10 protein-coding genes and 1 tRNA gene are annotated in these 10399 nt (G+C 32.8%); 7 read left to right on the top strand and 4 right to left on the bottom strand.

Annotated elements, in window-relative coordinates; all coding sequences use genetic code 11:
• Positions 1-87: 87 nt before the first annotated feature.
• Together RCH19_RS13535 and RCH19_RS13530 are read right to left on the bottom strand one after the other, a co-directional pair.
• Positions 88-1875 carry a HAMP domain-containing sensor histidine kinase gene (locus RCH19_RS13535; protein ID WP_343023660.1) on the bottom strand — a complete coding sequence of 596 codons (1788 nt, stop codon included), beginning with the start codon at positions 1873-1875 and terminating at the stop codon, positions 88-90.
• Positions 1876-1981: 106 nt separating this feature from the next.
• Positions 1982-3883, bottom strand: a complete 1902-nt coding sequence (locus tag RCH19_RS13530) for a S9 family peptidase (RefSeq protein WP_343023659.1) — start codon at positions 3881-3883, stop codon at positions 1982-1984.
• Positions 3884-4072: 189 nt separating this feature from the next.
• Here RCH19_RS13530 and RCH19_RS13525 point away from each other — a divergent pair, with 189 nt between their 5' ends.
• Together RCH19_RS13525 and mtgA are read left to right on the top strand one after the other, a co-directional pair.
• Positions 4073-5185 (top strand): FAD-dependent oxidoreductase, encoded by a 1113-nt coding sequence (locus RCH19_RS13525; protein WP_343023658.1) that lies wholly within the window; start codon positions 4073-4075, stop codon positions 5183-5185.
• Positions 5185-5925, top strand: coding sequence for a monofunctional biosynthetic peptidoglycan transglycosylase (gene mtgA / locus RCH19_RS13520; protein ID WP_343023657.1), 741 nt, complete (start codon positions 5185-5187; stop codon positions 5923-5925). The genes RCH19_RS13525 and mtgA overlap by 1 nt, the downstream gene beginning before the upstream one ends.
• A gap of 140 nt (positions 5926-6065) precedes the next feature.
• On the opposite strand, the gene RCH19_RS13515 is transcribed toward mtgA, so the two are convergent.
• Complete coding sequence (locus RCH19_RS13515; RefSeq protein ID WP_121924922.1) at positions 6066-7241, bottom strand: dicarboxylate/amino acid:cation symporter; 1176 nt, start codon at positions 7239-7241, stop codon at positions 6066-6068.
• A gap of 323 nt (positions 7242-7564) precedes the next feature.
• On the opposite strand from RCH19_RS13515, the gene RCH19_RS13510 reads away from it, so the two are divergent.
• The 5 genes from RCH19_RS13510 (at position 7565) to RCH19_RS13490 (ending at position 10024) form a co-directional block, all read left to right on the top strand.
• A tRNA-Ala gene (locus RCH19_RS13510) sits at positions 7565-7638 on the top strand.
• A 179-nt stretch (positions 7639-7817) separates the two neighbouring features.
• Positions 7818-8585: an enoyl-CoA hydratase/isomerase family protein gene (locus tag RCH19_RS13505; RefSeq protein ID WP_343023656.1), complete on the top strand. Its 768-nt coding sequence runs from the start codon at positions 7818-7820 to the stop codon at positions 8583-8585.
• A gap of 6 nt (positions 8586-8591) precedes the next feature.
• The gene (locus tag RCH19_RS13500) at positions 8592-8765 is read left to right on the top strand and encodes a hypothetical protein (RefSeq protein ID WP_170151290.1); all 174 of its coding nucleotides are present in this window, start codon (positions 8592-8594) and stop codon (positions 8763-8765) included.
• A 38-nt stretch (positions 8766-8803) separates the two neighbouring features.
• Positions 8804-9256: a 6-carboxytetrahydropterin synthase gene (locus tag RCH19_RS13495; protein WP_121924924.1), complete on the top strand. Its 453-nt coding sequence runs from the start codon at positions 8804-8806 to the stop codon at positions 9254-9256.
• 9 nt (positions 9257-9265) lie between these two features.
• Positions 9266-10024 carry a UDP-2,3-diacylglucosamine diphosphatase gene (locus RCH19_RS13490; protein ID WP_343023655.1) on the top strand — a complete coding sequence of 253 codons (759 nt, stop codon included), beginning with the start codon at positions 9266-9268 and terminating at the stop codon, positions 10022-10024.
• Here the strand turns inward: RCH19_RS13490 and RCH19_RS13485 are convergent.
• Positions 10021-10377: a hypothetical protein gene (locus RCH19_RS13485; RefSeq protein WP_343023654.1), complete on the bottom strand. Its 357-nt coding sequence runs from the start codon at positions 10375-10377 to the stop codon at positions 10021-10023. The genes RCH19_RS13490 and RCH19_RS13485 overlap by 4 nt on opposite strands.
• Positions 10378-10399: the final 22 nt, after the last annotated feature.

The raw sequence follows: 10399 nt of genomic DNA, 5'->3' as shown, positions 1-10399 counted from the left end.
TTTTTAAGTTCTAGATATCTCATAATGAGATAAATATACGGAATTTATGATGTATAAACAATAAAATACGACATTATTTTATTCTAATTACTTAAATGGATAAATCACATAATTATTTTGTCTTAATACTTCTGTGGTTAATTTCAATAAACTTTCATCATCGTCGATTATAATCGCTATCAAATTGGTGTCGTTTTCAGTACTATTATTTTCTTTGTCGTTATTATTGTCGTCAAACAACAATGGTAGTTCGATTATAAAAGTGCTTCCTTCTCCAAGCTCACTTTTTAAGTTCAATTTTCCACCTAAGATTTCGATCATCTTCTTAGAAATGGTTAAACCTAAACCTGTTCCTCCGTATTTTTTTTCAATTTTCTCATCTGCTTGGGTAAATTCTTCAAAAACTAATAACTGACTTTTATCATCGATACCAATGCCGGAATCCGCTATCAAAATTGTTACTGTATCGTTATCAGAATTTATTTTAGACTCTATTTTAATAAACCCGTCTTCGGTAAATTTAAAAGCGTTTCCAATAATATTAGATAAGATTTGTCTCAATCTAAAAGGATCGCCTATAATTCTTTGCTCAAGTCTTTCATCAATGTCAATAATAAGATCAATAGATTTTTGAGAATATACAGATTGAATGCTGCTCGATACTTCGTTAATAATGTCAGTTAAGGAAAATGGAATCTTATCGACTGCAATTTTACCCGCTTCAATTTGAGTGAAGTCTAATAGGTCTTGAACGAGTTTAGATATATAATCTGAAGATCCTTTTATGCTCTTCGTAAAATACTTTTGTTTGTTATTTAATTCCGAATTACCAAGTAGTTCTGTATAACCTATAATTGTGCTTAAAGGAGTTTTTAAATCGTGACTCACAGTTGAAATAAGTTGCTCTCTACTAATTAATAGCTTTTTAGCTTTTAGATTAGCAGCTTCTAACTGTTTTTTATAAGATTGAGTTTTTGAAAAATCATTTAAAATAAGTATCAGAAAAAACATAGTTAGCAAAAGCCCAATAATGGCTGCTGTGGTAACTATTCTATTCGTTTTTGTTAAGGATTTCTCTCTCGAAATATAGCTTGCAGTGGTATTTAAAATAATCTCTCTTTCGATAATCCCAAAAACTTTTCTCAATTGATTAGAAATAGAAAGTTCGTTTTGAAGTAAATTGTTTTCCTCAATACTAAGTAATCTCTTCTTATTCGCTGTTTCTTTTTTGACGTCGTTTAATAACATTTTAGAAACACTCACAATAGAGTCAGATTCTCTTTTAGTTAAAGTATTGGTACTGTCGTCAGGAATATTCTGATTAAGGTATGTAACATATTTCTTCAAGACATTACGTTGGTAATCACCTAAAGAAGCTGGATGCTTAACAAAATCTTCCATTTGGAGGTTTCGTAATGATGATTCAATTTTAGTTAAATCATTGATGGCTTTACTAACAGCCATCTCATCTTCAGTTTTACTTTTAATTGACTTTAATTGTTGAATATTGTTCGTTTTCTTAGCGAGAAGAATCTGTACACTGTCTAATAATTTGATTTGGTATTGGGTCGAAACAATTGCTTTTAGAGAGTCAATGTCCACTTTTAATACTTTTGATTTTTGAACATAAATGTTAAAATCAGCATCGGATTCTGACTGGATTGCGATTCTAGCTAAACTTTCTGCTTCGTATAGTTTAGATAAAATTGTGCTAACTCTTAAAATGGAACTATTCTTTTGAGAAAATTTCTGCTCATTTTTAGAAAAGCTTTTATTCTCTGAATATAAAAACCAACCTACCGTTCCAAAAAGGATCACTAAAATTAGATAACTCATGAAAACTTTTAGTGGTATGTAGCTTTTTTTATTGTCCATTTTTCAAAGATAAAAATTAGAAGAGTTTTTAAAGTTAAGAATTTAATAGAATTAGAAAAAAAACCCTCACTGTTAAGTAAGGGTTACTAATATTAGATTCTATAAATTATAAAGTTTCGTTCAACCATTTGTAAAACTCTTTTTGCCAAACTTGTGCATTTTGAGGTTTTAAAACCCAGTGATTTTCTTCAGGAAAATAGAGGAATCTACTTTTTATTCCACGAAGTTGTGCTGCTTGAAATGCCTCTTGAGATTGTCCTTCTGATACACGGAAATCTTTACCACCTTGAATAATCAAGATAGGAGTGTTCCACTTATCCACATGTGTTATTGGGTTAAAAGTTGTATATGTTTTCTGAGCTACGGCATTATCTTTTTCCCAATATGCTCCGCCAAAATCCCAATTATTAAAGAAAACTTCTTCAGTAGTTCCAAACATGCTCTGCGTATTGAAAACTCCGTCATGAGCAATAAAAGTTTTAAAACGATTATTGTGATTTCCAGCTAAGTAAAAAGCAGAATAACCACCATAACTAGCACCAACACATCCTAAACGTTCTGAATCGACATATTTTTCTTTAGCAACATCGTCAATAGCTGATAAGTAATCATCCATAACTTGTCCGCCCCAATCCTTACTAATTTGCTCATTCCATTCTACGCCGTGTCCTTGCATTCCACGACGATTAGGCGCAACAACTACATAACCATTAGCAGCCATCAACTGGAAGTTCCAGCGGAAAGAATAGCTTTGCGTTAATGGTGATTGCGGTCCACCTTGACAGTATAAAAGGGTTGGATATTTTTTTGAAGCATCAAAATTAGGTGGAAGAATAACCCAAACCAACATTTTTTTACCATCTGTTGTAGTCACATATCTTCTTTCTGTTTTGCTTAACGCTAATGAAGCATAAGTTTTAGTGTTTACGTTTGACAATTGTTTCCATGATTTTTTCTTTAAATTATAAGAAAAAATTTCAGAAGCATGATTCATATCAGTTCTAGTAAGTATTGCATTGTCGCCAGAAATAGCTACAATTGAATTCACATCAAAATCTCCGCTTGTGATTTGGCGCACCGTAACAGCAATTTTAGTAACACCTGGAAAGTTTACCTCAAATAATTGTTTTGTTCCATCAATTGGTGCCACAAAATAGATTTTGCTTTCGTCTTTACTCCACATAAAACTATCAACTGTTCCGTCCCAGTTGGCAGTTAGATTCATGTTCATCCCTTTTAAACTTACGATAAGATCATTTTTGTCCGCTTCGTAACCATCTCTTTTCATTTGTAACCAAGTCAAATTTCCTTTAGGAGAAAATTGTGGACTCATATCGTAACCAAGATTTCCTTCGGTTCTGTTTGTCGTTTTTCCAGTTTCTAGATTGTACTCGTAAATATCTGTATTAGTTGAAGTCGCATATTGCGTTCCAGCTTTTTTCTTCGACACATATAAAATGTTTTTACTATCTGGCGACCAAATATAGTCTTCATCGCCGCCAAAAGGTTTTTGAGGGCTGTTGAATTTTTCTCCTTTTAAAAGATCAATTCCTATAGCTCCGTCTTTGTTTTCTTTATAAAAAACATGATTAAATGTACCTTCATTCCAGGTGTCCCAATGACGGTAATCAAGCGCATCATAAATCTGGACATTAGATTTTTCTAAATCAGGGTAGAAATCTTTTCCGTGAACCTTATCTATTTTTACTTCTTCATTGTACACAATGTATTTTCCGTCTGGCGAAATATTTTTATCTTTTAAAAGAGATTTTATGTCTTTCACTTCTGTAGCGTTACCGCCATTTATAGATATTATATAAGACTTTGTCTCAGACTTATTTTCAGCAACAGAAGGGTAGGTAACATTATAGACTATATTTTTACCGTCGTTTGAAAGACCTAATGGTGTAACTCTTCCCAGTTTCCATAGTAATTCTGGTGTCATTACATTTTGCGCTATCGCATTTAAACTCATCATTAATAAGGGTATTAATAGTAATTTTTTCATTTTGCTACTTGTTTTTTTTCGAAGGATAAAAGTAGCCAATTTTTCCCGATGTATCTTCGTTTAATCAGCCGCTTTTTAGCCCCGATAGCAGTGAAAATCCTTTATTATTTTTATTAAAAAATAATAAAGATTGTAGCGTATAGCGGGATTAGCTCCATAAAATTATTATTTTTATAAAAAATTAATGCCATGGACTTGAGTTATTGGGAGTTGAAAAGCTGGTTTACAAACGTAGATTATACTATTGTAGGAAGCGGAATTGTGGGCTTGCACGCTGCTTTACGCTTACGCGAAAGATTTCCACAAAGCAAAATTCTCGTCTTGGAAAAAGGAGCGCTTCCTCAAGGAGCTAGTACTAAAAATGCTGGATTTGCTTGTTTTGGGAGTATTTCAGAAATTATAGATGACTTACAAACTCACTCTGAAGAAGAAGTAGTTCGACTTATTCAAAAAAGATGGCAAGGATTGAATTTGTTGCGTACAGGTTTAGGTGATGCCAATATAGATTTCAAAAACTATGGAGGTTATGAACTTTTTTTAAAAGAAGATGTCAGTAGCTATGAAGAATGCCTTCAGAAAATTCCATTTGTAAATGAAGTACTACGACCATTGTTTCAAAAAGATGTTTTTGTAAAAGAAGCTGATCGCTTTGGTTTCCAAGGTATTCACGAACATTTATTGTTTAATCCATTTGAAGCGCAAATTGATACTGGGAATATGATGCAGTGTTTGTTGAAAAATGCAGTATCAGAAAACATATTAATTTTAAATCAGCAAACGGTTACTGCTTATTTGGATCTAGGGAATGAAGTAGAAGTAGTACTTGATGATTTTAGTTTTAAGACCAAGAAAATTGTGTTTGCTACAAATGGTTTTGCAAGCAAACTAATTACGGCACCTGTTGAGCCAGCTAGAGCACAAGCTTTAATTACGGAACCAATTAAAAATTTAAAAATAAAGGGAACTTTTCATTTAGATAAAGGCTATTATTACTTTAGAAATATTGGTCATCGAATTTTACTAGGTGGTGGAAGAAATTTGGATTTTAGAACGGAAAATACTACTGAATTTGGACAAACAGAAATAATTCAAAATAAATTGGAACACTTGCTAAAAGAAGTAATTTTACCAAATCAAAATTTTGAGATTGCGCATCGTTGGAGTGGAATTATGGGTATTGGTGCTAGTAAAAACCCTATCGTTTCACAACTATCTGAAAACGTGTTTTGCGGTGTAAGATTAGGCGGAATGGGCGTCGCAATAGGAAGTTTAGTAGGTACTGAATTAGCAGATTTAATATAATGGCAACAAAAATTACTCCAAGGAAAACAAAACAACCCGTTAAAAAAGAACCTTCATCTTTTATGAATAAATTATTTCGTTTTTTATTTAAATCATTTTTGTGGTTTCTTGGAATCTCACTGTTTTTAGTGGTGTTCTTTAAATTTGTGCCGGTTGTATTTACACCACTAATGGTTATTAGAGCGATTGAAAACAAGGTAGCAGGAAAGGAAGTGTATTTCAATCATGATTGGGAACCTATTGAAAAAATCTCTACAAATCTTCAAAAAGCAGTAATTGCCAGTGAGGACGGCACTTTCTTGAAGCATAATGGTTTTGATATCAAAGCGATGCAAAAAGCGTACAAAAGTAACGAGCGCGGAAGAAGAATAAAAGGTGGAAGTACAATATCCCAACAAACGGCAAAAAATGTATTTCTTTGGCAAGGACGTAGTTATTTCCGTAAAGGATTAGAAGCTTATTTTACAGTTTTAATAGAAATAATATGGGGAAAGGAACGTATTATGGAAGTGTATCTAAATAGTATCGAAATGGGAGATGGTATTTATGGCGCACAAGCAGCTACAGAATATTGGTATCGAAAAGATGCAGCTTCATTAACTCCCATTCAAGCTGCTGGAATAGCAGCAATTTTGCCAAATCCTAGGAAATTTAAAGCAACAAGTTCTTCTTCATACATTAATAACAGAAAGAGTAAAATTGTTAGAGTTATGCGATCTGTTGGAGAAATTAAATACTAGGTTGGCTTTAAATTTTAATGTATAATTCTTATTTAGAAAGAAATAATTTTAATTTTTTACTATTTGTATAAAACGACAAAACCCCATATTAGTGGGGTTTTGTCGTTTTATCAATAAAGCTTAAATCAAATAAATAAGACTTACGAAATTATCTTATCTTTAGTAATACGGTCTACAACCAGAGCAATTGCTCCATCTCCAGTAACGTTGCAAGCAGTACCAAAACTGTCCATCGCAATATATAGAGCAATCATTAACCCAATCATTTCCTCACTAAAACCTAGCATTGATTGCAAGATGCCTACTGCCGCCATTATCGCTCCTCCAGGAACTCCAGGTGCTGCAACCATAGCAATTCCCAACATAAAAATAAAACCTGCAAAAAGTGTAAAGTCAAATGGCATTCCTTGTAAAATCATAAGCGCAATCGCGCAAGCTGTAATTTTCATCGTGCTACCAGATAAATGTATGGTCGCACATAATGGAATTACAAATCCAGCAATTTTTTCAGAAACTCCATTTTTTAGTGTTTGCTCTAATGTCACCGGAATAGTAGCTGCCGAAGACTGTGTTCCTAATGCTGTAAAATAAGCTGGCATCATGTTTAACAATAATTTCAAAGGATTCTTTTTAGTAAGTATCCCAGCGATTGTATATTGTAGTAGTAGTAATATGATGTGCAAAGCAAAAATTACTCCTATAATATTAATAAAAACAGAAAGTATAGAGAAGACTTTTCCACTAAAGGACATGCTAGCAAATATACCTAATATGAATAATGGTAATAAGGGAACAATTACATTTTCAATTACTTGCATTATGATCTTTTCAAAATCTTTAACTACTAATTTCAAACTTGATTTTTCTTGGTATGATAATCCTAATCCTATTACAAAAGCAAGAACTAAAGCTGTCATTACATCTAAAGCGGGTGGAATAGTAATAGTAAAGTAGGGTGTTAGTTCAAGTGATGAAGTGCTAATTTCGGCAACGTTATTAACATGAGATTCTAGGAGCTGTGGAAATAGACCTGACGTAACTAAGTACGTCATAAATCCAGAAAAAAGAGTAGAGCCATAAGCTATAGCAGCCGTAAGTAATAATAATTTTCCGGCTCCTTTTCCAAGATCAGAAATCGCCGGCATGATTAATCCCATTATGATTAATGGAATAGCAAAGTTCAGGAATTGTCCAAAAAAAGCGTTGAATGTTGTGAAAATTCTATTAAACGATTCTGGAAGATACAATCCGAAAACGATACCAAGAACAATGGCAATAAAAACTTTGAATAATAGGTTAGAAAATAACTTTTTCATAATATATGTCAGTAAGTATAAGACCGAATAGTCTTAAAATCATTTATTTTTAAGTTTGCGAATATACTGCCTATGTATCGAACAAGATAGAAACTCCTCTTTTTTCTTCATTTATTAACATTCATGATACTTCGATTTCTTCATAATATTGTAGAACATTATTTTAGAATAAAAATCTAGATACTCTACTTTTACTTACCGTATGGCCATTTTCAAATTGACAAGAGTTTCATTTACTAGGAAAAAAGTAAGGGTTAGAAAGCCCTGATTTTAGAATATCTCTTAGTTTTAAACTATTATTATACTATATTTGCGACATAATTGGGGGATTAGCTCATTTGGCTAGAGTGCTTGCCTGGCAGGCAAGAGGTGATCGGTTCGAATCCGATATTCTCCACTAATTAAATCAAGCCTTACAGTGATGTGAGGCTTTTTTGATTTCGATACCAAATCATATTTACTGCTTCTCCATTATTTTTTATCAGTTGTATATGAGATTTCAAAATCAATTTCTTATTGTTAGAAAAAGGAGTCCATTCCCTATTATATTTTTAACTTTGCACTAAAATATCAGCTATGCCATCAGAAAAATCAATAGGTTCACTCGTAACGACAATTGAAAATAAAGTTGCGACAATAACCTTTGGTCATCCAGCAAGTAATTCTTTTCCAAGAGAATTATTAGATAGATTGACTGCAGAATTTAAGACATTAAGTGAAAACCAACTTGTCTCTGTCATTGTAATTCAAAGTCAAGGATCGGGTGCTTTCTGTGCAGGCGCTTCGTTTGATGAGCTATTAGCAGTTTCTAATGTGTCTGATGGAACTCAATTTTTCTCTGGTTTTGCAAATTTAATTAATGCGATGCGATCTTGTTCTAAACTTATTGTAGGTCGCGTTCATGGTAAAGCGGTGGGTGGTGGAGTAGGAATTGCTTGCGCTTGTGATTATGCTTTAGCTACTAAAAGCGCTGATGTAAAATTATCAGAATTAGCGATTGGAATAGGCCCGTTTGTTATTGAACCAGCGGTTTCAAGAAAAATTGGAAAAACCGCGATGTCTGAAATGACATTGGCTGCACACGAGTGGAAGTCGGCTGATTGGGCTTTAGCCAAAGGATTATATGCTAATACTTTTGAAAGTATCGAAGAACTTGATGTTGAAATTAATGATTTTAGCTCAAAATTATCTAGTTACAATCCAGAGGCTTTAACTGCAATGAAGAAAGTCTTGTGGGAAGGAACAGAAGAATGGAACACCCTTTTATTAGAGCGCGCGGCAATTTCTGGAAGATTAGTACTTTCTGATTTTACTGTGAATGCTTTATTACAATTCAAAAAATAATCGTTTATGACAATTCTTACTCTTATTCAAAAAGTGAATATTGAAGAAAAATTAAAAGATGCCCCAGATAGTGGATATCAGATAGGCATTCTTATCGGTTCTTTTATTCCTTTTGTAGTTTTAGTTTTGCTAGCGTATTGGATGTATTCAAGCGCAAAAAAGCGAGACAAAGAACTTTAATTAATTATTTATTAAATTTGCACCAAAATAAAAATGCCATGAGCAATATCAGAATCACAAAACAATTTAGTTTCGAAACAGGACATGCTCTATATGGCTATGATGGAAAATGTAAAAATGTTCACGGGCATAGTTATAAATTGTCTGTGACTGTAATAGGATCTCCTATTACGGATCGTTCGAATGTGAAATTTGGAATGGTGATTGACTTTACTGATTTAAAGAAAATAGTAAAGGAAGAAATTGTAGATCAATTTGATCACGCTACTGTTTTTAATGGCACGACGCCGCATGTAGAACTAGCTAATGAGTTAATAAGTCGTGGACATCATGTTATTCTAGTGGATTATCAACCAACGAGTGAAAACATGGTAGTTGATTTTTCAAAAAGAATTATCGACCGTTTACCAGAAGGAATACGTCTTTTCTCTTTAAAATTACAAGAAACTGATTCTTCTTTTGCAGAATGGTTTGCTAGTGATAATTCATAATTCTATTTCATGCATTTACCAAATAATAAAAAAGTATATTTCGCTTCAGATCAGCACTTTGGTGCGCCAAGACCCGAATTGAGTTTTCCACGAGAACAAAAATTTGTCGCTTGGTTAGATGAAATAAAGGACGATGCGGAAGCTATTTTTTTGTTGGGTGATTTATTTGATTTTTGGTTCGAATATAAAACCGTTGTCCCAAAAGGATTTATTCGCGTACTTGGTAAATTGGCCGAAATCCGAGATAGTGGAATTCCTATCTATTTCTTTGTAGGAAATCATGATTTATGGATGGAAGATTATTTCCAGAATGAATTAAATATTCCTGTTTTTCACGACAATCAAGAGTACAAATTTGGAGATAAAACTTTCCTAATAGGTCACGGCGACGGAAAAGGCCCTGGCGACAAGGGTTATAAGCGCATGAAAAAAGTATTCACTAATCCATTTTTCAAATGGCTTTTTAGATGGGTACATCCTGATATAGGAGTACGTTTAGCACAATATCTCTCAGTGAAGAATAAATTGATTTCTGGTGACGAAGATGTGACTTTTCTAGGTGAGGATAAAGAATGGTTAATTTTATATTCAAAAAGGAAATTAGAAACCAAACATTACAATTATCTAATTTTTGGGCACCGTCATTTACCTATGAAACTTTCTGTAGGTGAAAATGCTGAATACGTGAATTTAGGAGATTGGATTAGCTATTTTACCTATGGTGTTTTTGATGGTGAAAATTTTGAAATCAAGAAATACTATAATTAATTCAATCCAATACCGTACAAATAGTCTTCGAGATTTATTTTAAATAAAGTTCCTTCAACAAGATCTTCTACTTTATTTAATTCTTCCATAGTCATTGCTAAATCTATTTGTGAGCAAGGTGTTTTCAATAAAAATTGCTGACAATATCTTTTTAATTGGCAATCAGCGCAATCTTTATTTAGAGAAAAACTCTCTTGGATACAATCCTTAAAGTCGTATAATTCTTCGATACTGAAGTAAAAACCTGTTTCTCTAAAAATGAGTTGTATTTTGTCATGTATAACTTTATTGTCTTTCATCCAGTAAAAAGACGTTCCAAAATCATTGAAATATATTTGCTTAATATCTGCCATGTGAAAATATTTAAGGCAAATG

It is taken from the genome of Flavobacterium sp. PL12, assembly GCF_039123485.1.
GTDB lineage: Bacteria > Bacteroidota > Bacteroidia > Flavobacteriales > Flavobacteriaceae > Flavobacterium > Flavobacterium weaverense.
Note: the sequence above shows the minus strand (reverse complement) of the source record. Positions and strands in the feature narration are given on the sequence as shown.